Source organism: Desulfobulbus sp. (assembly GCF_030824455.1).
Lineage (GTDB): Bacteria > Desulfobacterota > Desulfobulbia > Desulfobulbales > Desulfobulbaceae > Desulfobulbus.
Window position 1 is genome coordinate 35,967 of sequence record NZ_JAVBXR010000008.1, and the last position, 22,895, is coordinate 58,861.

General features: G+C 59.5%; 19 protein-coding genes. 11 read left to right on the forward strand and 8 right to left on the reverse strand.

The window, feature by feature from the left end:
• Nucleotides 1–26: 26 nt before the first annotated feature.
• Nucleotides 27–3,125 carry an efflux RND transporter permease subunit gene (locus RCH93_RS00895; RefSeq protein ID WP_306546180.1) on the reverse strand — a complete coding sequence of 1,033 codons (3,099 nt, stop codon included), beginning with the start codon at nucleotides 3,123–3,125 and terminating at the stop codon, nucleotides 27–29.
• A 3-nt stretch (nucleotides 3,126–3,128) separates the two neighbouring features.
• Nucleotides 3,129–4,283 (reverse strand): efflux RND transporter periplasmic adaptor subunit, encoded by a 1,155-nt coding sequence (locus RCH93_RS00900; RefSeq protein ID WP_306546182.1) that lies wholly within the window; start codon nucleotides 4,281–4,283, stop codon nucleotides 3,129–3,131.
• Nucleotides 4,284–4,798: 515 nt separating this feature from the next.
• Here RCH93_RS00900 and RCH93_RS00905 point away from each other — a divergent pair.
• Entirely contained in the window at nucleotides 4,799–7,045 is a 2,247-nt protein-coding gene (locus RCH93_RS00905; protein ID WP_306546184.1) for a S8 family serine peptidase, read from the forward strand.
• 330 nt (nucleotides 7,046–7,375) lie between these two features.
• Complete coding sequence (locus RCH93_RS00910) at nucleotides 7,376–7,774, forward strand: hypothetical protein (RefSeq protein ID WP_306546186.1); 399 nt, start codon at nucleotides 7,376–7,378, stop codon at nucleotides 7,772–7,774.
• Between the two features lie 71 nt (nucleotides 7,775–7,845).
• Here the strand turns inward: RCH93_RS00910 and RCH93_RS00915 are convergent, their stop codons facing one another.
• From RCH93_RS00915 to RCH93_RS00930, 4 genes are read right to left on the reverse strand one after another with little or no spacing between them, the layout of a single operon-like run.
• Complete coding sequence (locus RCH93_RS00915; protein WP_306546188.1) at nucleotides 7,846–8,037, reverse strand: heavy-metal-associated domain-containing protein; 192 nt, start codon at nucleotides 8,035–8,037, stop codon at nucleotides 7,846–7,848.
• Between the two features lie 54 nt (nucleotides 8,038–8,091).
• Complete coding sequence (rfaE2, locus tag RCH93_RS00920; protein ID WP_306546189.1) at nucleotides 8,092–9,360, reverse strand: D-glycero-beta-D-manno-heptose 1-phosphate adenylyltransferase; 1,269 nt, start codon at nucleotides 9,358–9,360, stop codon at nucleotides 8,092–8,094.
• The gene (locus RCH93_RS00925) at nucleotides 9,357–10,061 is read right to left on the reverse strand and encodes a DVU0298 family protein (RefSeq protein ID WP_306546191.1); all 705 of its coding nucleotides are present in this window, start codon (nucleotides 10,059–10,061) and stop codon (nucleotides 9,357–9,359) included. Before RCH93_RS00925 ends, rfaE2 begins: the two co-directional genes overlap by 4 nt.
• A 31-nt stretch (nucleotides 10,062–10,092) precedes the next feature.
• A complete protein-coding gene (locus RCH93_RS00930) occupies nucleotides 10,093–10,608 on the reverse strand; it encodes a ferritin (protein WP_306546192.1) in 516 nt (171 codons plus the stop codon).
• Nucleotides 10,609–10,774: 166 nt separating this feature from the next.
• Here RCH93_RS00930 and RCH93_RS00935 point away from each other — a divergent pair, with 166 nt between their 5' ends.
• The 4 genes from RCH93_RS00935 to RCH93_RS00950 all read left to right on the forward strand — a co-directional run bounded on the left by RCH93_RS00935 (nucleotide 10,775) and on the right by RCH93_RS00950 (nucleotide 15,431).
• The gene (locus RCH93_RS00935) at nucleotides 10,775–11,530 is read left to right on the forward strand and encodes an SDR family oxidoreductase (RefSeq protein WP_306546193.1); all 756 of its coding nucleotides are present in this window, start codon (nucleotides 10,775–10,777) and stop codon (nucleotides 11,528–11,530) included.
• A 14-nt stretch (nucleotides 11,531–11,544) separates the two neighbouring features.
• Nucleotides 11,545–12,753 (forward strand): beta-ketoacyl-ACP synthase I, encoded by a 1,209-nt coding sequence (gene fabB, locus RCH93_RS00940; RefSeq protein ID WP_306546194.1) that lies wholly within the window; start codon nucleotides 11,545–11,547, stop codon nucleotides 12,751–12,753.
• A 180-nt stretch (nucleotides 12,754–12,933) separates the two neighbouring features.
• Nucleotides 12,934–14,937 carry a tetratricopeptide repeat protein gene (locus RCH93_RS00945; RefSeq protein ID WP_306546196.1) on the forward strand — a complete coding sequence of 668 codons (2,004 nt, stop codon included), beginning with the start codon at nucleotides 12,934–12,936 and terminating at the stop codon, nucleotides 14,935–14,937.
• A 215-nt stretch (nucleotides 14,938–15,152) separates the two neighbouring features.
• Entirely contained in the window at nucleotides 15,153–15,431 is a 279-nt protein-coding gene (locus RCH93_RS00950; protein ID WP_306546198.1) for a hypothetical protein, read from the forward strand.
• A gap of 263 nt (nucleotides 15,432–15,694) precedes the next feature.
• Here RCH93_RS00950 and secB read toward each other — a convergent pair whose 3' ends face one another.
• Together secB and uvrA are read right to left on the reverse strand one after the other, a co-directional pair.
• Nucleotides 15,695–16,159: a protein-export chaperone SecB gene (secB, locus tag RCH93_RS00955; RefSeq protein ID WP_306546200.1), complete on the reverse strand. Its 465-nt coding sequence runs from the start codon at nucleotides 16,157–16,159 to the stop codon at nucleotides 15,695–15,697.
• Between the two features lie 116 nt (nucleotides 16,160–16,275).
• Nucleotides 16,276–19,113, reverse strand: a complete 2,838-nt coding sequence (gene uvrA, locus RCH93_RS00960; protein ID WP_306546202.1) for an excinuclease ABC subunit UvrA — start codon at nucleotides 19,111–19,113, stop codon at nucleotides 16,276–16,278.
• A 158-nt stretch (nucleotides 19,114–19,271) separates the two neighbouring features.
• On the opposite strand from uvrA, the gene glyQ reads away from it, so the two are divergent.
• The 5 genes from glyQ to RCH93_RS00985 all read left to right on the forward strand — a co-directional run bounded on the left by glyQ (nucleotide 19,272) and on the right by RCH93_RS00985 (nucleotide 22,683).
• A complete protein-coding gene (gene glyQ, locus RCH93_RS00965; RefSeq protein ID WP_306546203.1) occupies nucleotides 19,272–20,147 on the forward strand; it encodes a glycine--tRNA ligase subunit alpha in 876 nt (291 codons plus the stop codon).
• A gap of 817 nt (nucleotides 20,148–20,964) precedes the next feature.
• Nucleotides 20,965–21,165: a cold-shock protein gene (locus RCH93_RS00970; RefSeq protein ID WP_306546205.1), complete on the forward strand. Its 201-nt coding sequence runs from the start codon at nucleotides 20,965–20,967 to the stop codon at nucleotides 21,163–21,165.
• Nucleotides 21,166–21,547: 382 nt separating this feature from the next.
• Nucleotides 21,548–21,976 (forward strand): hypothetical protein, encoded by a 429-nt coding sequence (locus RCH93_RS00975; protein ID WP_306546207.1) that lies wholly within the window; start codon nucleotides 21,548–21,550, stop codon nucleotides 21,974–21,976.
• A gap of 58 nt (nucleotides 21,977–22,034) precedes the next feature.
• The gene (locus RCH93_RS00980; RefSeq protein ID WP_306546209.1) at nucleotides 22,035–22,223 is read left to right on the forward strand and encodes a hypothetical protein; all 189 of its coding nucleotides are present in this window, start codon (nucleotides 22,035–22,037) and stop codon (nucleotides 22,221–22,223) included.
• Nucleotides 22,192–22,683, forward strand: a complete 492-nt coding sequence (locus RCH93_RS00985) for a hypothetical protein (protein ID WP_306546211.1) — start codon at nucleotides 22,192–22,194, stop codon at nucleotides 22,681–22,683. The genes RCH93_RS00980 and RCH93_RS00985 overlap by 32 nt, the downstream gene beginning before the upstream one ends.
• The last annotated feature ends 212 nt before the right edge of the window (nucleotides 22,684–22,895 follow it).

Consider the following 22,895-nt stretch of genomic DNA (forward strand, 5'->3'; position numbering starts at 1 on the left):
GCCCGGATGCAGCCCTTTCACCCAGGTTACGGTTCAACCACCTCGCCTTTGTCCAGCACGCTCTTCTCCTTCGAGTGATCCTTGGCGACCAGCATGTAAATCGAAGGAATGACAAACAGGGTGAACAGCGAGCCAATCGCCATGCCGCCCACCAGCACCAAACCAATCGAATTCCGGGCCGCCGCGCCGGCCCCGGTGACCAGGGTCAGGGGAAAGTGACCGGCGATGGTGGCCCCGGTGGTCATCAGAATCGGCCGCAGGCGGGTCATCGAGGCCTCGAGAATGGCGGCGTGTTTGCTGAGCCCCTGCTCCTGTAGCTTATTGGCGAACTCGACAATCAATATGCCGTTTTTCGACACCAGTCCCACCAGGGTCACCAGCCCCACCTGGGAATAGATGTTGAGGGTGGTGGTCCAGCCCTTGGTCCAGAAGGGGACGTTCGGGTCCGGCATCTTGAGGAAGGTGAAGATCAGGGCGCCGAACATGGCCAGGGGCACCGAACCGGCGAGGATGACAAAGGGATCGCGGAAGCTGTTGAACTGGGCTGCGAGCACCAGGAAAATCAGCACAATCGCCAGCCCAAAGGCCTGGACAAAGGTGTTGCCCTCAACCCGCAGCTGCCGCGACTCGCCGGTGTAATCCAGCGTATAGCCCTGGGGCAGGATCTTGGCCGCCTCGTCCTCGAGAAACCGCAGCGCCTCCTCCAGGGGACGCACCGGGTAGGCGCTGATGGTGACCGCGTTCAACTGCTGGAAACGGTTGAGCGAGCGGGCCTCGGTGGTGTTTTTGAGGGTGGCGATGGTGCTCAGCGGCACCAGCTGACCATCCGGGCCGGTGATGTGGATCTGGTTCAGTTGGTTCGGATTGAGCCGGTCGACCCGCATAATCTGCGGCGTCACCTTGTAGCTGCGGCCGGCAATGTTGAAGCGGTTGACGTAGTTGCCGCCCATCATCGCCGCTAGGTCGCCGCCCACCTGCTGCAGGTTGAGGCCCATATCGGCCACTTTGTCGCGATCAATCACAATTTCCGACTGGGGCTGGTCGATCTTGACGTCGATCAGCGGCGGAAAGGCGAACATCTTGCTCTGGGTGGCGGCTAACTGAATTTTCTTGGCGAATTCAAGAATCTGATCAAGTTCGGCGGTCGAGGCAATCACAAACTCCACCGGAAACTGGCCGCCGCCGGGCAGAGCCGGTGGCGTCACCGGCAGCACGCGGATTCCCGTAACGCCGTGCACCTTCATCGCCACCTCGGGCATGATTTCAAAGATGGTCCGTTTGCGCTCCTGCCAAGGCTTGACCACCATGCCGCTGAAGCCGGAATCGGGCTGGGTGAGCTGAAAAACGAAATTGGTTTCCGGCACGCTGAGAAAGGCCTTGTTGACCGCGGCTGTGTACAGGCTGTTCTGGTCCAGGGTCGAGTTGGCCGCCGATTCGATGATGCCGAAAATGATGCCCTGGTCCTCGGTGGGGGCGAGCTCCTTGGCCGACATCGTGAACAGGGGCACAGCCAGCAGACCAAGGACAATCCAAATCATATAGATCGCCGGTCGGTGGCGGAGGGTCATTTCCAGGCGACGACCGTAGGCGGCGCGCAGTCGTTTGAAATCGCGCTCAATCTTGCCGGCGAAACCGTGCTCGGTCATGCCCGCCCTAAGCAGCTTTGAGGACATCATCGGCGACAGCGTCAGGGCCACAACACCGGAGATGGTCACTGCGCCGGCCAGGGTAAAGGCGAATTCGCGGAACAGCGATCCGGTCAGGCCGCCCTGGAGGCCGATGGGCATGTAGACGGCCGCCAGGGTGATGGTCATGGAGATGATCGGGCTGACCAGTTCGCGACCGCTGAGCAGGGCGGCGTCGAGGGGGGTCTTGCCCTCGCTGAGATGGCGCTCGACGTTTTCGACCACGACAATGGCGTCGTCGACCACCAGACCCACGGAAAGCACGATGGCCAACAGCGTCAGCAGGTTGATGGTGAAGCCGAAGACCTGCATGAGAAACATCGCCCCGATCAAGGACAGGGGGATGGTTACCACCGGGATGATTGCCGAGCGCATCGAGCCAAGGAAGAGGAAGATGATGATCACCACGATCAACAGCGTCTCGCTCAGGGTCTTGACCACCTCTTTGATCGCGTTTTCGATGTAGTCGGTGCCGTCGTAGGCGATGCGCGCCGACAATCCGTTGGGCAGTTGCTTGTCGATGGTAATCATTTCCGCCCGCACCCGTTTGATCACGTCGAGCGAGTTGGCGTTGGGCAGGGGCCAGATGCCCATGAACACCGCGGTCTGGCCGGATAACCGGACCTCGGTGTCGTAATCCTCGGCGCCGAGCACCACCTGGCCAATGTCCTGAATGCGCACCAGGGCCCCTTTGTCTTCGCGGATGACCAAGCGCTTGAAATCCTCCACCGAACGCATGTCGGTGTTGGCGGTAAGGTTGACCTGAACCAGCGAACCCTTGGTTTTGCCGACAGCGGCCAGAACGTTGTTGGCGGACAGCGCCTGACGCACCTGCGCCGGGCTGACGTTGAAGGCGGCCATGCGGGCCGGATCGAGCCAGATGCGCATCGCAAAGGTGCGGCCGCCCAGGACGTCGGCGCGCTGCACGCCTGCCAGCGCCGAAAGCCGGGGCTGGACCACGCGCACCAGGTAATCGGTGATTTCGTTCTGCTGCAGCTCGTCGGAGGTGAAGCTGAGGTAGGCCGAGGCGAACTCGGAATCCGCCGATTCGACGTTGATGATCGGGATTTCGGCCTCAGGCGGCAGGTCGCCGCGCACCTGATCGACCTTGGAACTGATTTCGGACAGCGCCTTGATCGGGTCGTAGTTGAGGCGCAGGCGGGCGCTGATGGTCGAAACGCCCTGGGCGCTCTGCGACTGGAGGTAGTCGATGCCGTCGGCGGCGGCGATGGCCCGCTCCAGCGGGGTGGTGATGAAACCGCGCACCAGTTCGGCGCTGGCCCCGGTGTAGACCGTGGTCACGGTGACCACGGCGTTGTCGCTCTTCGGATACTGGCGCACATTGAGCGAGCCGATGGCCTGGAGCCCGGCAATGATGATCAGCAGACTGGCGACAATGGCCAGAACCGGCCGATGGACAAAGAGATCGGTGAATTTCATGGTTCAACTGTCCTTGGGCTGGGGCGCCAGTTTGAATTCCGGGGCGAGCGCGTTGTCGACCACCACGCTTTGACCGTTGCGCAACTTGAACACCCCGGTGCTGACCACGGTCTGTTCGGGCTTGAGCCCGGAGAGGACGGCGACGAAATCGCCGCGCTGCTCTCCCAAACGCACAAACTGCTGCCGCGCCGCTTTGCCGCCGCCCGCCTGAGCGTTTTCTCCCTGGCCGCTTTCCGCCTTGGCGTCTTCAACGATGAACACTGAATCGCTGTAGGGCGCATAGAGCACGGCGGTGGTAGGGATGGTCAGCACCGGAACCCGTGCGGGCAGCACCACCGCCACGTTGGCGAACATGCCGGGACGCAGCAGTTCGTTGTGATTGTTGACCGTGGCCTGGACGCGAATATTGCGGCTGGCGGCGTCGACCTCCGGATTGACGGCGGTGATCTTGCCTTCCACCACAAGCCCTGCGGGCAGCCCGTCGGAGGTGATCCGCACCGGCGCGCCGATCTGAATCTGGGGCAGTTGCTGCTGGGGCACCAGGAAATTAACGAAGATCGGGTCAAGCGCCTGCAGCGAGACGATGGGCTCGGCCTCTTTGACGATCTGGCCGATGTTGACCAGGCGGATGCCGAGTCGGCCGCTGAACGGAGCGCGGATGGTCTTTTTGGCGATAGCCGCCCGGATGTTGTCGGCCTGGGCCAGGGCCTGCTTCCGCTCGGCGTCGGCGGCGTCAAAATTGGATTCCGCCACCACCTTGGTGGCCAGCATCTTCTTGGATCGCTCCAGGGTGATTCCGGCCAAGGCCGCAGCAGCCTCCGCAGATCGCAATTGCGCGGTTTCGGCGGCAATGTCCTGCTGCGCCAGAAGATCGCCCGCCTTGACCTGGGCACCTGCTTCAAAGGCGATGGTGGTGATCTTGCCGGCGACTTCGGCGGCGACCGTCACGCCCTGGACAGCCTCAAGCGATCCGACGGCGGTGATCAGCGATTCCCAGGTCTGCGGCTGGGCCTGAAAGGTGGTCACCACCTCCGGCGGCAGCACCGTTGCCTTGCCTTTTTTGATCAGGGTCCCGATCTGCAGGACCTTGGTTCCCGCCAATAGCCCAACCACCAGCGCCACAGCCGCAATACTGAACAAAAACGCTTTGATTTTCATCTCCGTGCCCCCAACAAAAGAAAAGCGGCCCGGTCGCCCGAAACCGCCAAGTTCGCGATTTTTCCAAGATAACATTGCGGCCCAGGATGGTCAACTAGATGTGCCGGCAGGTGCGCCGCATTTGACGCCTTTGGGATGTGGACTTCTTGCCAACCCGGACAGTGCGAATTTCGCTTGCCAGCTGGCACGATAGTTGGTGGTCCACAGAGCATGCAACAGATGATTGTTGGCCAAGGTCCCCGGCCGTCGCGATTTTCCCACCAAAACCGACGGCCGGCACAACCACTTGTTTTCAAATGTTTTACCAGTAGAGAAAGCCCCCAGGGCGCACAACGATTGCTCACTGCTTTTCCGGTGGGATCTTCAAAACAGCTTGGCGTGATTACAAAAATTGTTGTTCCAGGACTGGATTTGAAATTGGGGTGACGCCTGAGAAACATCCAGGAAGAAGGCTCTTGGCTAACACGCCGCGCACGCGCACTTGTCCACAGGACGCAACAATAAGGAGAAACGATATGCAACAGCCCGCCGCAATGCTCGTTGGTCACAAAAACGGTTCCAGCGTTGTCGCCTGGTTCGGACTAATGATGCTGGTGTTGTTTACCATCGCGCCTAGCGCATCGCTCGCTGCGCCGACCAGTTGGCCCAAGCTGTACTCGCCGCGAGTCGCTGAACGAGTTGACCGCAACGAAACGGTGGAAGTCCTTGTTTTACTCGACGATGCAACGGAACAGGTCGAGGAGGCGAGAGAGGAGGCAGGCCAAACGAAACTCTTTCGGGCAAGAGGATCTGAGTATCAGCAGCGGGTCCTGAAGCGAAAGCAGCGGATGAGCGCGCTTAAAGAAAAAGTGGCCGCCGAAGTGATTGATGCAAATTTGGAGGTAGCCGCCGACTATTCCGTGCTCCCCATTTTGCATGTGCGCATTAACTCGGCTAGAGCGCTTGAGAAGTTGTCGCAAAACAAAAGAATCCTTTCCATTGACGAGAACAGGGCGAATAAAACCTGGTTGACGCAAAGCTTGCCGCTGATTGAGCGCGACAGCGCCCAGGTCGCCTCATACAACGGCGCCAATACAACCGTCGCCGTGCTAGACACCGGGGTCGATTACTCCCGTTCGGCGTTTGGGTCCTGCTCCGTTCCCGGAGGTTCCTGCAAGGTTGTCTATGCGAAAGATTTCGCCAGCACGGACAATGCGCTTGACGACCATGGTCACGGAACCAATGTCGCCGCTATTGTGCTCGGCGTCGCACCGGGCGCAAAAATTGCCGCATTGGACGTGTTTCGGACGGATGGCTACGCCTACACCAGCGACATTATCAACGCCATCAACTGGTGCGTCGCCAACAAAGCCGTTTATAACATCGCGTCGATCAATATGAGTCTCGGCGGGGGGCAATTTACAGCCCCGGTCAACCCCATCGATTCCTGGGGCGTTGCCATCCAACGAGCGGTCGACGCCGGCATTGTGGTCGTCGCCGCCTCCGGCAACGACGGATACATCAGTTCCATGGGAACGCCAGCGGCCTATTCCAATGTGGTCTCCGTTGGCGCAGTATATGACGCCAACCTCGGAGGCGTGCAGTGGAGCACCTGCACTGACGGGTCGACGGCCGCAGACAAGGTCACCTGTTTTTCCAACAGCGCCTCCTTCTTGACCATGCTTGCTCCGGGTGCAGTAATCAACGCCGCAGATGTGGTCATGGGCGGCACTTCCCAGGCCACGCCGCATGTGGCCGGAGCCGCCGCCGTTCTCCGCGCCGCCTATCCAACGGACAGCGTCAGCCAAACAGTGACCCGTCTGCGACGCGGGAAATCTGTGACCGACTCGCGAAGCGGCGCGACCTTTCCTCGTTTGGATCTGAGCACGTCGGTCGGCAACCAGAGCGGCTACACCCTGGTCGCCAACGTCAGCCCCGCCGGCGCAGGCTCGACCACACCGGCCGGCGGGGTATTCAACGCCGGAACGACGGTTGCCATGAAAGCGACGCCTCAATCGGGCTATGCTTTTGCTGGATGGAGTGGAGCCTGCACGGGAACCGCCGCGACCTGCAACGTCTTTATGAACGCCAACAAAACAGTGGCCGCCCGCTTCACCGCCGTAGTGACGCCGCTTGTCAAAGGGGTGCCCGCCGGCAACCTGTCCGCCGCCGTGGACAACCTGAAGCATTTTTATATTGATGTCCCCAGCGGGCAAACCAACCTGACCATCAAAACCTCCGGCGGCTCCGGCGATGTCGACCTCTATGTGCGGCGGGGCAGTCTGCCGACGACAAGCGCCTACGATTGCGCACCCTACCTGACTGGCAACACCGAATCCTGCTCAATCGCCAACCCCACTGCCGGCCGCTACTATGCAACATTACACGCCTTTGCGGCGTATAGCGGCGTCAGCCTTCAGGCTTCCTACGCCAACACGCCGACAACCCAGTCTGTACAGATGAGCGCCAAAAGTTATTCGGTTTCGGAAGGCGGCGGTTCGATCATCATCCCGGTTTTTCGTCAAAACGGGACAATCGGCACGGTAACGGTGAAATACGCCACTACCAACGGAACGGCAAGATCAACCTCAGACTATAAAAGCGTAAGCGGCTCCTTGACCTGGGCAGCTGGGGATTCTTCGATCAAGAAAATCACGGTTCCGATGGTTAACAACTCCACCAAAGAAAGCGCTGAAACGTTCAGCGTAACGTTGAGTGCAACGACCGGGGCCGTGCTGGGGACAAACAAAACCGCGACGATAACCATTGTTGACAATGATTGAATGCCGTAGTCGTCAGCTGGGAGGGAGTAAGGATGTTGCTCGCGGGATGTGGCGAGGGGGGCTTGAAAACCGTGGATTCGCACAGTACAAAGCGCCGCTTGCTGATACATGAACGCACTGCTTCACATTCGCCGCAGCGGACCTTGGGTTTCTTGTCGCTGTGGTGACAATTGTTTGCAAACCGCCTACATTTCGCCCAAAAATTTACCGAAAGCTTACTGTACGCTTGCGGGGGGCTGCTGTAGGGTGTCAACAAGGAGAAAAGGCCAGACGGCAGAAAGCCGGACTGTTTCAGGAAAACAAGAAACATCCTTGCGGGAGGAATCGACAATGAACGTCACCAGTCACATTGACAATCTCGGCCGGAAACTTGAAATCCGGGTTGGTGGTCGCATCGGCGCCGACAACGCTTGCGGCATTATTCAGCACGCCATCGTTGAAGCCTACGGCAGCGAATTTCGCGAGTTGGTGTTGGACCTGCGCGGGGCCGAATTCGACCATACGGCCTCGCTGTTTCGGCTCCACTCGTTATTGCAGGTGTTTAAATCGGTTATTCTGCAAAAGGAATTGCGGGTGACCGTTCTTTTTGGCTCGGACGAGGCGGAACAGTGGGTGTCGCTGGACAAGGCGGCGGAGTTCGACGGCATCACCATGCGCTATTTCACCAACCGTGAGGCCGCCTTGCATTTTCTCGGGCAGGACCAACTGGTTTCGACCGCAGTGCAGTGAGCTGCGAGTCGCAGGCGACCGATGCCGCCTTGCGAAGGTTTCGCCCTTGATCGTTGTCGTCAGCAAGCCGGTTAATCAACCACGGTGAAACCTTTGGCGGCAAGAGCCCTGCGCACCGCCTCGGCGTCGGGCGACCCCGCAAAACATGCCTCGCCCTTGGCAAGATCGATGGTCACTTCAGCGGCGCCCAATTCTTCCAGGACCTTTTTCGCCGTTGCCGCACAGTGCTGGCATTTCATGCCTTGAATTGCAAGCGTTGTCATCGTTGATTCCTCACGGCTGTTCCACACCCAAGTCTGGTCTGCGCTGCGCCAAACTCACGTGGTGGTTTTGATTTTTTTGATCAAACCCGACGTTGAGCGGTCATGCTCAAAGGCGATGCGCGCCACCCGACCGCCTGCGGCCTTGACCTCGGCCGCGCCAACAATTTGGTCTTCTTCGTAGTCCGCCCCTTTCACCAACACCTCGGGCGCAATGGCGTTGATCAGCCGGATCGGCGTTTCTTCCCCGAACAGCACCACGTAATCGACGCAGCCCAGAGCGGCCAGCACCCGCGCCCGGTCGGCTTCGCTGTTCAGCGGCCGGCTCGGCCCCTTGAGCAAGCGCACCGAGGCGTCGGTGTTCAATCCTACCACCAGACAGTCTCCGGTGCGGCGGGCCGCTTCCAGATAGCTGACGTGCCCGGCGTGAAGGATGTCGAAGCAGCCGTTAGTGAAAGCGATGCGGCTGCCTTGACGCCGGATCAGGACCAGCTCGGGGAGAAGTTGGTCGAGGGTGCGAATTTTGTGTTGATCCGAACGCAGCCAGGGCCGTTCGCCGGCAGGGCAGAAACGGCTGCGTTGTTCGTCAACAGCGGCGTTGTCAAGCGCGCAACCAATCACCGTCGGCTCGGTTCCGGCCTGCTGCACAACTCCGCCGTCTGGGCCGACGATCATCGAGTGCCCGGCCATCTCCATCGACCCCGTCAGGCCGCAGCCGTTGGCCGCCGCCACATAGCATTGATTTTCGATGGCCCGCGCCCGCAACAGGGTTTGCCAGTGATCGAGCCGGCTGAGCGGCCACTGGGCCGACACCGCCAGCAACCGCCCGCCGGCAAAGGCCTGCCACCGGGCGAGTTCAGGAAAGCGGAGATCGTAACAGACCAGAGCAGCCAGCGGACCGTGGGGGGTGGGCATCGGCGGCGCCGCCTGCCCGGGTTGATAATGCCGATCTTCCTGCCAGAAGGCAAAGAGATGCTGCTTGGCAACGGAGCCGATCAGGCCCTCCGGGCCAACCACAAACAGGGTATTGAACGGCAGGCCGCCGTCTGCAGGCGCCTGAATGAGCGAACCGGCGAGAAAGGCCCGGTGCCGTAGCGCCATCCGCTGCATGGCGGCAAGGATGGTTGGCGTTTGCCGCCCCAGTTCCGCCGTGCGCGGATAGTCAAAACCCGTGGCCCACATCTCGGGCAGCAGCAGCAGGGTCTCCGGGGCAGGGCGATAGTGCTCGATCAGCGCTTCCACCTGGACAATATTGCGCTCCACCTCGCCAAGGACAATGGGGAACTGCACACAGGCAACAGCGGGAAACAGTTGCGGCGTGTTCATCCCTGGATCGCCTCCAGGGCCGATTGCGCCAAAGCGGCCACGGTTGTGGGGGCCAGGTCGCCTTCGCGGTAGAGGCTCAACCCGGCCGCATCCTCGGTCAACCCGCGCAGCAGGGGTTCGGCAATCGTCAACCTGAGATTGCCGCAGGCCAGGGCAGCCAGTCCGCGCGTCTCCGCGTCCGTCGACTTCAGATAAGGCACAATGTCGTTGCCCGCGCCCCGCTCCAGCAGCAGTTGCGGCCGGCATTCGCTCAAACGGGCGACGCCCCAGAGCAGGCCGCGCTGCAGCAGGGGATGCTCGATATAATTGCCGTCCTGGCAAATCTCCTCGCCGTCTTCCCGCATATACGAAATCAACATATGGACATACTCGTCGGCCAAACCGGCGTGGCGACACATGACCTCGGCCATCGACTCGGGCGCGCCCCAGCCGATGCCGCCGGACTCGTCGTTAAGGCTCCACAGAAAGCGCCGCATCACAATCCGCGCCTCCTCCATCTCGGTTGCAGCCAGCCGCGCCACCGCATCGCCCATACAGGAAACCGCCCGCCAGCGCAGAATCGGCTCTTCCCGGCAGATCGCCGAGAAGAGGGCGTTGACCGCATCCTTGGGAGGAAGCGCGCGCAATTCTTCCAGGCAATGCCCCAGGTCCTGTCTACGCAATAACTCCAGGACCTGGCGTTTGATGGCGCGACTGCTCATGCCGCTCTCCGTTGTGTCTGCCCGACGCCGATCAGGTTGCCGGAGTCGCGGGCATGGTGAAGACCCGCTTGCCCAGCTCCGCATCCATCATGAACAGGCCGGAGGGGTTGTCCTGGATCAGTTTGAGCTTTTCAACCACCTCGGCAACGCTGGCCTCTTCCTCGACCTGCTCGGAGACAAACCACTGCAGGAAGTTGTTGGTGGCGTGATCCTTTTCGCTGATCGCCAAATCAACCAGATTGTTGATCAGATCGGTGACGTGCTCTTCGTGCTTCTGGATCGCCAGAAAGGCGGCCAACGGCGAATCCCAGGCCGACTCGGGCTTGGCGATGGCCTCCAGGGTGACCTTGCCGCCGCGCTCATTGACGAATCCATAAAATTTCATGCCGTGCATCAGTTCTTCCTGGACCTGCGCCCGCATCCAGGCGGCAAAACCGCTGAGGCTGATCGATTGAAAATAGGACTCCATTGACAGGTAGAGGTAGGATGAAAACATTTCTGCATTTATCTGATCGTTCAGCGCCTTCAGCATCTTTTTCTTCAACATGGTGTGCTCCTTTGGGGGACAAGTTGTTTTGACAGAGGGATTGCCGTCGCGATTGACAGTGGTAGGATTATAAGCACAACCATGAGGAATTCCAGGCTGTTCTGGAAAAATGTTGTTTTTTAAAAGCAAACCTGTTTCCCTTAAGGGATTGCAGGAGGATAAAACCATGCAGAAAACCATTCTTATTACCGGCGCCACCTCGGGTTTTGGCAAGGCGTGCGCCGAGCGTTTCGCCGCCGAAGGTTGGCGGCTGATTGTCACCGGCAGGCGCGCGGATCGACTTAAAGAACTGACCACGCAACTGCGCGACACGCCCGTTCATGCGGTGGAACTGGACGTCCGCGACCTGGGGGCGGTGGAGGCCATGGTCCGCGATCTGCCCGAAGGATTTCGGGACGTTGACGTTCTGGTCAACAACGCCGGCCTCGCCCTTGGCCTGCAAGGGGCGCAGGAGGCCAGCCTCCAGGACTGGGAAACCATGATCGACACCAACATCAAGGGGTTGTGCTACCTGACCCGATGCCTGCTGCCCGTCATGGTGGCGCGCAACCAGGGCCACATCGTCAACATGGGCTCGATCGCCGGCAATTACCCCTACCCGGGCGGCAACGTCTACGGGGCGACCAAGGCCTTTGTCAAACAATTCTCCCGCAACCTGCTCACCGACCTGACCCACACCAAAATCCGGGTGACCAACATCGAGCCGGGCCTGTCGGAGAGCGAATTTTCCGTCGTCCGTTTCCATGGCGACAGGGACAAGGCCGACGCGGTGTACCAAGGAACCCAGCCGCTGACCCCGCCCGACATCGCCGAGATCGTCCATTGGGTGACCAGCGTGCCCCCGCACGTCAACATCTGCACGGTCGAGGTCATGCCGGTCTGCCAGAGCTGCGGGCCCCTGGCCATCCACCGAGAAGCCTAATCGCGGAGAAATCAATGCGACGAGTTGTGATCACAGGCATGGGCATTGTCTCGCCTCTGGGCGACACTGCGGGCGAGGTTCTGGACTCCCTGCAGGCGGGACGTTCCGGCATCCGTTTTTATGAGCCGTATCGGGAAATCGGGCTGCGCTCGCACCTCGGCGGTTTCACCCAGGTGAATTTGAAAGAGCAGATCGACAAGAAAAGTCTGCGTTTCATGGGCAACGCCGCCGCCTACGCCACCATCGCCATGCAGCAGGCCGTCGCCGATTCTGGACTGGCGTCAGATGAGGTGTCTCACCCACGCACCGGCTTGATCATCGGCTCCGGCGGCACTTCGGCGGAAAACGTGGTTGCCGCCGCCGACACCATGCGGGAGAAGGGTCTCAAGCGCCTCAGCCCGTTCATGGTGCCGCGCACCATGAGCAGCACGGTCTCGGCCTGTTTGACCAGCACCTTTCACATCAAAGGACTGTGCTACTCGATCTCCTCGGCCTGCGCCACTGGCTCGCACTGTATCGGCGCTGCGGTGGAGCAGATTCAGATGGGCAAGCAGGACATTGTCTTTGCCGGCGGCTCCGATGAGGAACACTGGAGCCAAACCGCCATGTTCGACGCCATGGGCGCCCTCTCGACCCGCTACAACGACGCGCCGGAGCGGGCGTCGCGCCCTTACGACCGCAACCGCGACGGCTTTGTTGTGGCCAACGGCGGCGGCATTGTGGTGTTGGAAGAGTACGAACGGGCCAAAAAACGCGGGGCCAAGATCTACGGCGAGGTGGTCGGCTACGGGGCCACCGCCGACGGCTACGAGATGGTCACGCCGTCGGGCGAGGGAGCAGTGCGCTGCATCCGCTTGGCGCTGGAAACGGCGGCCGGGCCGGTCGATTACATCAACGCCCACGGCACCTCAACCCCCATCGGCGACATCGTCGAATTGCGCGCCATCCGCGAGGTGTTCGGCGAAAACAATCCGCCGATCAGCTCAACCAAATCGCTCTCTGGCCACAGCCTGGGCGCCGCCGGGGTGCACGAGGCCATTTACTGCCTGTTGATGCTCAACAATCATTTCATTGCCGGCTCGGCCAACATTGAAGAATTGGATTCGGAGGCGGTGGGCATGCACATCGTCGAGGCCAACCGGGAAGCTGATCTCACCACGGTGATGAGCAACAGCTACGGGTTTGGCGGGACGAATGCTTGTTTGATTTTTCGGAAGATCTGAATTTTTCCTTCTGCAGGTAAGCACTGCTGAGGGCTCCCGCCATTTTCCCCCTGACAGCCTCCCGCTCTTTGGCGGGGAGGCTGTCGGTTTAAAAAATGTGCGTTTTCGACAAGTTGTGCTACAGTGACGTCCTGATCCCGTCTTCGGTGAGAAACTGTTCGCTACCTAGGAGAAACGCGCATGACACCCCGCGAACCCACAGACGAATCATCAATATCTGAGCACCCGCCCCTGGTTGATGCCCAAGGCCGTCCGTTACCATCCACCTCTCCCGCCAAGCGCCGATCCTCCTGGAAAGTCTTTTGGGGAGAAATTCGGGATGAGTACGGCCCACGATGGATTCGGCTCATCCCCCAACCATTCCGTTGGTTTGCCTTTGTACTGGTCGTCAGCATTCCCTTGGCCTGGAGCTCTTCCGATCATTGGTGGCCGTGGGTGCAACAGCAGTATCGTCACATTGTTCCCTCTCCACAACCCCCTCTGCCCCAAGCCAAACAGTTTGCCATTGCCATTGCCCGCCTGGAAAAGGATACCAACGACGATCTGCGCGACCTGCTGGTGGAGGGGCTGCGGGGCTTGCCCGGAGTCCAGGTGCTGCTCTTTAACCGCGCAACCGGCCTGCGTGTGGCCAGCGATCCAAGGGAAGAGGAGTTCCGCATCCAGCGGCAGGCGCAAGGTTGGCTGCAGGAAAGTCAAGCGGACCTCCTTCTTTGGGGGCAGGTTCTGCCGGCTACAGCTGGCAAGGAGCGCATGGTCCGGCTCTTTTTCACCGGTCGGGATACCGACCACCAGGAAACCCTTCGCCTGGAGGCGGGCCAGGCCATCGAACTCCCGGTTGCAGCCCGTGCCCCCCTGGAGGCTATGGTGCGCACTCAGGTGTTGGCCCGTTTGGGTGGCTTTTCCGACAGCCAGCCGGTGGGCCGTGCCCTGCGCGCCGAAATCGACCGGTTGGCGGTCATGGTGCGGGACTGGCCTTTTGGCCAATCCCGGTTTTTTCTGCATCTGGCTTTGGCGGATGCCTGGCAGACCGTGGGGAACCAAATGGGGGAAGACGCATCCTTGAAGAAGGCAATAAAGGCCTACCAAGAGGCGCTGGCGGGAGCACCCCGTGCGACTGAACCGGTGCACTGGGCGTTAACCCAGAACAACCTCGGCAATGCGTTGCGGATCTTGGGCGAGCGCGAGAGCGGCACGACTCGTTTGGAGGAGTCGGTGGCGGCCTATCGACTGGCCCTGGAAGAGCGTACGCGAGAGCGGGTACCGCTGGATTGGGCAATGGCCCAGAGCAACCTCGGCACTGCGCTTGCGAGTTTAGGTAAACGCGAGAGCGGCACGACTCATTTGGAGGAGTCGGTAACAGCCTTTCGTCTGGCCCTGGAGGAGCGAACGCGTGAACGGGTACCGCTGGATTGGGCGGGGACACAGAACAACTTCGGCAATGCGCTTAAGACGTTAGGCGAGCGCGAGAGCGGCACGACTCGTTTGCAGGAGTCGATTGAGGCCTACCGCCTAGCCCTGGAAGAGTGTACGCGTGAGCGGGTGCCGCTGGATTGGGCGGGGACGCAGAACAACCTCGGCAATGCGCTTCAGACGTTAGGCGAGCGCGAGAGCGGGACGACCCGCTTGCAGGAGTCGGTAGCGTCCTATCGTCTGGCCCTGGAGGAGCGAACGCGTGAACGGGTACCGCTGGACTGGGCGACGACCCAGAACAACCTCGGCAATGCGCTTCAGACGTTAGGCGACCGCGAGAGCGGGACGACACGCTTGCAGGAGTCGGTGGCGGCCTTTCGTCTGGCCCTGGAGGAGCGAACGCGTGAACGGGTACCGCTGGACTGGGCGACGACCCAGAACAACCTCGGCAATGCGCTTCAGATGTTAGGCGAGCGCGAGAGCGGGACGACACGTTTGCAGGAGTCGGTAGCGTCCTATCGTCTGGCCTTGGAAGAACGGACGCGTGAACGGGTACCGCTGGATTGGGCGGGGACACAGAACAACCTCGGCATTGCGCTTGCGATATTGGGCGAGCGCGAGAGCGACACGACACGCTTGCAGGAGTCGGTGGCGGCCTTTCGTCTGGCCCTGGCTGTGTTCGAGGCAGGCCAGGCTGCATCTTATGTGGAAACAACTCAGAGGAACTTGGAGCAGGTTCTGGAACTCATCACAAAACGGGCTCCCCAACGGTAAACGAAAGGGAAAACGGGACAGCCCCCAGTTGTTTACCAATTTTTTGTTGAACATCGCGGGTATGGCCCGCTTCTACACCTTCGATGGGCCATGAATGTGGAGCGGGCCATGCCCGCGAACACCTCGTGGACCACAAGACAAGCCCTCTCATCCCGGCCACGGGTAGGTCATTTTCGCCTTTTGACACCGCAAGGCGGGCTGCTTATTATCTCCACATGAAAAAGCAGAAAAGCCGTTTCGACATCGGTGTGTATCTGTTTTACGGCGTTGCCATTGCTGGCCTGTTTGCCGCCCTGTGGCGGGCGACCGACTTCTTCACCGCGGTTGCCGCAGTCCAGTTCTTTGGCCCGATCATCATCCTGCTCTGCATCGGACCCAGCATGTTCTGTGGAGAGCTGATCGACGCCGTGGCCAAGCTGTGGACCGAGTGGTTCAAGCACGAGGAACCACCGGACACCCCGGCCACCGGAGACCACGCCCACACCACCGCCTGAGCCTCAACGACCGGCACGGTCAATTGATGACAGGCGCCCCGCCCGGCGGGACAGAAGAGTCTCGTCGTCCTGCCCATACCCGCCAACCCCCTGTGATCCAACAAGAATTCCAACAGATCAATACCATCAGCTCGAAAGACTGAATAGGGAAAGCTGCTGATGTTGCCACGGACGTGTTGGTCTGTTGCGAAATGAAAAACAAAAGGGCAACGGAAACCGTTGCCCTTGTTCATTGGATGCGTTCGGCCTGATTCAGCCTGGCATCACGAATCCTTCTGCTGGCGCTGGGCGTTGTCATACAGAGCAATAAAGTTGATCGGCTCCATCAAAAACGGCATGAAGCCGCCGTCGACTGCGGCCTGGCAGACGATCTGACGGGTGAAGGGGAAGAGCATCAGGGGGCAGTCGACCGCCAGGACGCGGGCATGGTGCTCCTGGGGGATGTTCTTCATCAGGAACACCGCAGCGTGCTCGATCTCGACAATGAACATCACCGAATCTTCGTTGTTTTTATCCAACACCTTGGCGGTGATGGCGATGGAAACCTCGCTGTGGTCGTCATCGAGCTTCTGGTTTTTCAGTTGCAGGTTGAAATCCACTTTGGGGTCCTGATTTCTTGCCAAAAACACCTTGGGCGCATTGGGGCTTTCAAAGGAGAAATCCTTGATGAACATCTTCTGCATGCGGAAAATCGGGAGATCCTGCTGGTCCGGGGTCTGATCTGCCATGTTGTATCCTTGTGGTCTAAGTCAATAAAAACCGGCGAACGCGGATGATCGCCGGCAAGTTGTTGGTCGCCCGCATGGTAACAGGCGACGCTCTGCAAACACAATCAAAAAACCGTTCATTCGCCGTTCAAGAACTGCTTCAAAAACATGCCGGTGTAGGATTTGGGGTGAAGGGCGATCTCCTCCGGGGAGCCGACGGCGATCACCTGACCGCCGCCGCTGCCGCCCTCGGGACCAATGTCAATGACGTAGTCGGCGGTCTTGATCACGTCCAGGTTGTGTTCGATCACCACCACGGTGTTGCCGCCGTCGACCAGCCGCCCGAGCACGCGCAGCAGGTGCTGAATGTCGGCGGGATGAAGACCGGTGGTGGGCTCGTCTAAGATGTACAGCGTCTTGCCGGTGGAACGCCGGCTCAGTTCCTTGGCCAACTTGACCCGCTGGGCCTCGCCGCCCGAGAGCGTCACCGAGGATTGTCCCAGGGAAAGGTAGCCCAGGCCGACGTCAACGATGGTCTGCAGCCGGTTCTGGATTGGCGGCACGTTCTGAAAAAATTCCAGCGCCTCTTCCACGGTCATGGCCAGAATTTCGGCAATATTTTTGCCCTTGTAGCGAATGTCCAGGGTTTCCTGGTTGTAGCGTTTGCCCTGGCAGCGCTCGCAGGTGACGTAAATGTCGGGCAGGAAGTGCATGGCGATGCGGATAACGCCGTCGCCTTCGCAGGTCTCGCAGCGGCCGCCCTTGATGTTGAAGCTGAAGCGGCCCGGCTGGTAGCCGCGCGCCCGCGATTCCGGCAGCCGCGCCAGCAGTTCGCGGATCGGAGTCATCACCCCAGTGTAGGTGGCCGGGTTGGAGCGCGGGGTGCGGCCAATCGGGCCCTGGTCGATGTCGATCACCTTGTCAAGCGCCTCCAGACCGGCGAGCAGGCGCGGTCCCTTGCGGTAGCCTTTCTTGTCGGTGAAATACCGCTGGGCCTCGTTGAACAGGGTCTCGATCACCAGGGAACTCTTGCCCGAACCGGAAACGCCGGTGACGCAGGTCATCACCCCCAGGGGAAAGCGGACCGAGAGCTGCTGCAGATTGTTGACGCAGGCCCCGCGCACCTCAATGCCGTGTTCGGCGCCGGGCCGAACCGGGCGGCGCTGCTCCGGGACCTCGATCCTGAGGCGGCCCGAGAGATACCCGCCGGTCTGCGAGGCCTCGCAATCCAGCAGGCCGGCCACTGGCCCGGAATAGAGGATATGGCCGCCGTGGACGCCGGCGCCGGGGCCGATGTCGAGCACATGATCGGCATTGGCGATGGTGTCCGAGTCGTGCTCGACCACGATCACCGTGTTGCCGAGGTCGCGCAGGTTGACCAGTGTTTTGATCAGTTTGTTGTTGTCGCGCTGATGCAGACCAATGCTCGGTTCGTCGAGGATGTAGAGCACCCCGGCCAGACCGGAGCCGATCTGCGAGGCCAGGCGGATGCGCTGGGCCTCGCCGCCGGACAGCGTGCCCGCCTTGCGATCCAGCGACAGATACCCCAACCCCACCCCTTGGAGGAAAAAGAGCCGCTCGCGGATCTCTTTGAGGATCGGTTTGGCAATGATCGCCTGGCGCGGTTCAAAATCAATCGTTTCCAGCTCCTTGATCAATTCCTCGATCGCCATGCGGCACAGGTCGATGATCGACCAGGGGCCAATCCGCACCGCCAGGGCCTCAGGCTTGAGGCGCGCGCCCTGACAGCCCGGACATCCCTGTTCGTTCATGAACCCTTCCACCTCTTCACGCAGGCGGGAGGAGGTGGTTTCGCGGAAAAGTCGGTTGAGACGGGGCACGACGCCTTCAAAGGCGATTTGCGACACCAGGGTGCGCTTGCCCCGGGTATGCACGAACTCCAGCTTTTCCCGGCCGGTTCCGTGCAGCAACGCTTTTTGCACCTTGGCGGGCAGATCGGCCCAGGGCATGCTGGCCTCAAACCGATAATGGCGGGCAAAGGCCTCGATCCACTCGTCGGCCTGGGCGGAGAGCCGTCTCCGGGTCCAGGGCACAATCGCGCCTTCCAGCAGCGACAGGGATTCGTCGGGGACGATCAAGTGCTCGTCAATGAACTGGTTGACGCCCAGGCCGCTGCAGGCGGGGCAGGCGCCTTGCGGATTATTGAAGGAAAACAGCTGGGTGGAGAGTTCGGGCACCGAGATGGAGCACTGGTGACAGGCTGCGGATTCGCTGAACAGAATCTCCTCGCCGGTGTCCGGAAAGGCCGCCAGCATGCTTCCTTCGCCCAGAGCCACGGCGGTGCTGATCGATTCGTCCAGGCGTCGGCGAATCGAGGCCTTGATCACCACCCGGTCGACCACGGCCTCGATGTAATGATGCTTGTTCTTATCAAGCGCAATTTCTTCGCTCAACTGGCGGATCTCGCCGTCCACCCGCACCCGGACATAGCCTTCCTTGCGCAACCGCTGGAAGATTTGCTCGTGCTGGCCCTTCTTCTGCTTGACCAGGGGCGCGAGGAGAATGACCTTCTCGCCTTCCTGCCGACTGAGCAGGGATTCAAGCATGTCGTGCACCGACTGGGAGCGGATTGGCTGTCCGCACTGGGGGCAGTGCGGCTGTCCGGCCCGGGCGAACAGCAAACGGAGGTGATCGTAGATCTCGGTGACCGTGCCCACGGTGGAGCGGGGATTGCTGCTGGTGGTCTTCTGCTCGATGGAGACCGCCGGCGACAAACCCTCCAACAGGTCGACGTCCGGCTTGTCCATCTGGCCCAAAAACTGGCGGGCGTAGGTGGAGAGCGATTCGACGTACCGCCGCTGCCCTTCGGCGTACAAGGTGTCAAAGGCCAGGGTTGACTTGCCCGACCCCGACAGGCCGGTGAAAACAATCAGCTTGTTGCGCGGCAGATCAACTGAGATGTTTTTCAGGTTGTGCATGCGCGCGCCGCGAATGCGAAGGTATTGCGGTTCCATAAACTCTGGCTCTGAAAGGGAAAGGACGTGCCGCCCGGATTGCTTGTCGCTGCGCGTGAGCGCGAGACAATTTCGTTTACCCTGGCCCCGGCCTGTGGTAGATTGCCGCATAATTGTAGCCATGATCCCTTAACAATCAATACCGTAAAGATTTCGCCATGTATTTTCAGGACATCATTGCCACCTTGAACAGCTACTGGGCCTCTGCGGGCTGCGTCGTCATGCAATCCTACGATATGGAAGTCGGCGCCGGCACCTTTCATCCCGCCACCCTGCTCCGCGCTCTAGGGCCCGAGCCCTGGAAAGCCGCCTACGTTCAACCCTCGCGCCGCCCCACCGACGGCCGCTACGGCGAAAATCCCAACCGGCTGCAGCACTACTACCAATATCAGGTGGTGATCAAGCCTTCGCCCAAGGACGTGCAGGCCATGTACCTGGAGAGCCTGGAAAAATTCGGCCTCAACCTCCTTGAGCACGACATCCGCTTTGTCGAGGACGACTGGGAGTCGCCCACCCTCGGGGCCTGGGGCCTGGGCTGGGAGGTCTGGCTGGACGGCATGGAAATCACCCAGTTCACCTATTTTCAGCAGGCCGGCTCCATTGATCTCAAGCCGATCACGGTGGAAATCACCTACGGCCTGGAGCGGATCGCAATGTATCTGCAGAAGGTGGATTCGGTGTATGACATCGCCTGGAACAAGAACGTCACCTACGGCGAGATTTTTCATCAGGCGGAAAAAGAATTCTCGGCCTTCAACTTCGAAGAGGCCAATGTCGCCGACCTGACCGTGGCCTTCGACAATTACGAGCGCGAAGCCCTCAAGTTGGTCGAGAAAAATCTGATCCTGCCGGGCTACGACTACTGCCTCAAATGCTCGCACACCTTTAACCTGCTCGATGCCCGCAAGGCCATCAGCGTTGCTGAACGCACACGCTATATCGGCAGGATACGCAACATCGCGCGCCAGGTCGCCCAACACTACGTGGAGCAGCGCGCGGCCATGGGACACCCCCTGCTCAAGGAAACAGTCTAAACTCTCCGATCACACGGGACAAAAAAAGGGGCGACAGGCGCGCAACAACAACGAAAGACTCAAAATATTCTGGCCTTTCAGAATATTTTGCAGTAGATAAAATTCGATTCGTAGTTGAACGTCATCCTTTTTTGTCCCTGGCCCAGGCAGAATAGTTCGATTATCTGTGGTACACATAGACTCCCGCCACCTCCCGCATTTCTCTCCATCGAACATCCGCATTGCGTCTGCCGTTTCAACTCCTTTGCAGAGCGCCTCAGCTCAATGACAGGCAAAAGCTATTCCAGCGTTGCTCCCCTTGCCGCCGCTCTGGCGCCTCTTTGCCCCCTGTTCCGCGCTCTTCTCAATTCCCGTGCAATCCCGCCCCTCGATGCGCCCTTGCTCGCACTGCGCAGCAACGATTGCCGGATTTGTAGCCCGCACGCCGCAGGCGGCAGCGCTCCGCCGCTTGACCGCCCCTTGCCCCTTTGCCATATCGAGGGGTTGGATTTGATCTAATGTTCCGCCACACTGCCCCATACCCACCCATCTCGCCAGGGCTTTTTTCCTGCATTTTGCCGTTCCGCACACCCCGCTTCACCTCGCAAGCGACAAGGCGTGCGGCGCAGCCCAAACCCAGAGTGGACGTCGCGCCGATCAACGCCGCGATCAACAGGTTTGTGCGGATGTTTCCGATTTTCCAGGGTTGTCTCCACAATCCTCTGCCGTTTCTCCGCGCCAGCGGGACGGCAAAGGCGCCGGACGGATCAACCCGCATTCAAAAAAGGCCCGTCATCGGGTCGGTTTGTTTACGTCGTCGACACAAGGAGGAACGGCAATGGCAGAGGGAACAGTAAAATGGTTTAATGATTCCAAAGGATTCGGATTTATCCAACAGGATGGCGGCAAAGATGTTTTTGTCCACTATTCCGCCATCCAAGGGCAGGGATTCAAATCCCTGAAAGAGGGGGACCGGGTGACATTTGAGGTGGTGAGCGGCGCCAAGGGCCCATCCGCTGAAAAGGTCAACAAAATCTGACACTGCACTGCATCGCGCACGCCTCGTCCGGATTGCCCGCAGGGGCGTGCGCCGCTCTCAAACCAACGTCACTCTCACTACCGGAAGTTTCACCCGAATCATCCGGCCTTTCTTGATGCTCCTGCATAAACAGGCTGAGACAGCCTGAGCCGCAGCGATTTTGTCCGGGAAACCAGTAAGCGTCAGGTCGATTATCCTACTCGGCCTGTGCGAAGTGAATTATCATGGTTGCCTTGCCCGGCTTAATTTTTGCCAACCATTTCATCTTTCACGATAGCTTCTTATTGTAGGTGAACTGCACAACGACATCGAGCGGCCCCGGACAATCGCGTAACGCTTTGGTTGGAAAAATAATTTTTACATTTGTGGATAGGTTGTAGGTATGCAAAAATCATCGAAAAAAGGCGTCATTGACGGCGATAGAATATTCAAGGCGACCAACGTCAAAAAGATGCACCCTGTGTTCCTCGGGCTTGCTGAAAGCCTCGCCAGTGTCGTTATGCTGAGATTTATCAAAATTTATAACGACAGGCTGTGCGCCTCCAACCTTTTGAGCGATGACGGCAAGAAAGATCCACTCGTGGACGCTGACAGGAAAGATTTGGTTGGGGTCGAACTGCTCGTTGACCCGGCGTTTAAGACCGTCCAGTTTTTCTCCATCGTCTCCTTCAAGAGAGGGAACGGCAGGAAGATGGCGGCAGCGGTTGTTGAAGCCACGCCGGATGATTGGCTCTTGGCGGTGGCTAGGGATTGGAGCGGTGGATTCTGGGAGAAAATGAAAAAGGAACACCCCAGAATTATGATTTCTTAAGTGGTTTGGAATAAGAATAACGAAATGGAACATCTGTGGCCCGTTTCAGGGAAAACGCATGGCAAAATATGAGCAAGGCACAGCGCCCGCTGTAGTTTTTATTAATGGAGAGGTCCTCTTTGCATTCCGAGAAGGCAAGCTTGAACTCAAGGACGAGAAGGTTCGTGAGAACGGCGGCGCACTTCACGACAAACTGATCGCTGCCGGCGCTCTTTGTGTCGAAGATGGCCGTTTTGATGCTCGGTGATCGACGATTCGAGCGGTGGCGCATGCAACCTGTTTGGTGGGCGCTGGGGGCCGTGGCGATAGCGGTTGCCGCTTTCGTGGTGATGGTTGGCCCGACCAAAATCGGCCAATGGATCCTTCAGGGCCGACAAGCATTGGTGGCCGATGAAAACAAGAGCTCTGAGGCAATGGACGAGAAACAGATAGTGCATGCTGTTGAGGGCGCAAAGTCCATAAAGCAGGCAATGAAAAGTCCGGACAGCTTCAAACTTGAATCCATGACCATCATGCCGTCAGGAGCTGTCTGTTACGTCTATCTGGCAAAAAATGAGTTTGGCGGCGTGGTGAAGGCCGCTGCGGTTTTTTTCAAGGATGAGATCGCAACACTCGAGACGCAAGGCTTTGATCTCCGTTGGAAGGATGAATGCCAGGGGAAAAAAGGAAAAGATGTGACCGGGTTCGGGGAATTGATGGTCTATTGACTGCTCGCCCATAATGATGTTTTTAGACGCAATCCTGATCGTCGCGCACAGGCAAGAAATCATTCCATTTCAAAAGTGAAGCACGTCGCTTCGTCATCTCGACGAGCACAGCGAGGAGAAATCTCGCCAAGATAACGAGATTTCTCACTCCGTTCGAAATGCCCGTTAAAGGGAATTGTCAAGCCGTAACCTGAAAAGCCTTTGAATAATCG